The organism is Rhodococcus olei, from assembly GCF_039540555.1.
GTDB classification, from domain to species: domain Bacteria; phylum Actinomycetota; class Actinomycetes; order Mycobacteriales; family Mycobacteriaceae; genus Rhodococcus_G; species Rhodococcus_G olei.
The window spans coordinates 1-1,352 of record NZ_BAABFB010000082.1 but is presented as its reverse complement, the minus strand read 5'-3'; the positions used below and the strand labels follow the sequence as shown (position 1 = coordinate 1,352).

Here is a 1,352-nt window from a genome sequence, read left to right as displayed (position 1 = left end):
CCCGGTCGCGGCCGCCATCGACCGGGTCGACCAGTGACTGTCACCGCCCGCCGGCAGTTCCTCGAGGGTTTTGGTGATCACTTCCTCGACCTGGGTATCGCCGAGCTTGCGGGGCGCCCCCGGCCGGGGCTCGTCACTCAACCCGTCGAGTCGATACTCGACAAACCTCTTGCGCCACTTGCCGACAGTCGGAAGAGACACCCTCAACTGCCGCGATACCTCGCTGTTGGACAACCCGTCCGCACACGCCAGCACGATCCGCGCCCGCGTCGCGAGCGCTTGGGCGGTCTTACTGCGTCTCACCCAGCCCTGCAACACCTCTCGCTCGGACTCGGTCAGTTCCAGAACCGCTAACTTCGGTCCGCGCCCATCAGCCATGCTGCACTCTAACCAATTGCCAATGAATTAACGACTCAGAACACTAGTTGAGTGTTTCCGCTCCCACCGCGTCGGCCCACAATGCACGTTCGGTCGACGTTCGAACAACAATGCAGAGTGCTGTCGCTCGTGCAACAGGGGTCCTTGTAAGCTCTGTGGATTCAGCCCAAAGTACAAGCACTGGCCCTTGTTGCCAGACGGCGCCATACCGTGCCAGTGCTGTCCCAATAACGACGTCGGGGTGACGAGCGATCTGTGCGACTGCGCGGAGTTTCATGACGTCGGACTTCTTGCGGGCTAACAGGAGAATCCGCTGTCCTGGCTCTCTGTGGAGGCGGAGCCAGCGGAACGCGACCTCGATCGCTATGGATGTATCGGTACTACAGTCGACGACGGCACAGGGAACTGTCGGATTGACCTTGATAGGCAATGTCACGGTCGCTCGATTCGGAGGTTTCGCGTCTGGGTTCGTCGGCCTCTTCGAGGCCCTTCCTTATGCGGCGGAAGCCCGATTTTCAGGTGCAATTGGTAAGTGCGCTGAGCCATCCCGGGCGCGGGCCCTATCCCCCGGTTCACGGTGTGCAGGTGAAGCACTTGGGACTGCTGCACGATCGGGTGACAGATTCGGTCACGCAGCCTGAGTGGCTGGCGTGGTCATGATTGTCTCGTATTCGACGGGGGTCAACTTGCCGAGCCGCCGGGCCTGGCGTCGGCGGCGGTGGTAGGTCCGTTCGATCCAGGTGACGATCGCAATCCGAAGCTCGTCACGGGTGGCCCAGGGTCGGCGGTCGAGGACGTTCTTCTGCAGCAGCGCGAAGAACGATTCCATGGCGGCGTTGTCGCCGCAGGCACCGACCCGGCCCATCGAGCCGACCATCGCCTGACGGCCCAGGGCATGGACGAACTTCCGTGAGCGAAACTGCGATCCGCGATCGCTGTGCACTATGCAGCCGGCCACCTGATCGCCGGCCGCG

2 protein-coding genes are annotated in these 1,352 nt (G+C 62.6%); both read right to left on the bottom strand.

The annotated features are described in order from the left end of the window. Positions 1-378 (bottom strand): helix-turn-helix domain-containing protein (locus tag ABD951_RS27930; protein WP_345353428.1); only part of this gene is annotated, 378 nt, incomplete at its 3' end. A gap of 628 nt (positions 379-1,006) precedes the next feature. Continuing rightward, on the bottom strand, positions 1,007-1,352 hold a 346-nt coding region (locus tag ABD951_RS27925; protein ID WP_345353427.1), incomplete at its 5' end, for an integrase core domain-containing protein.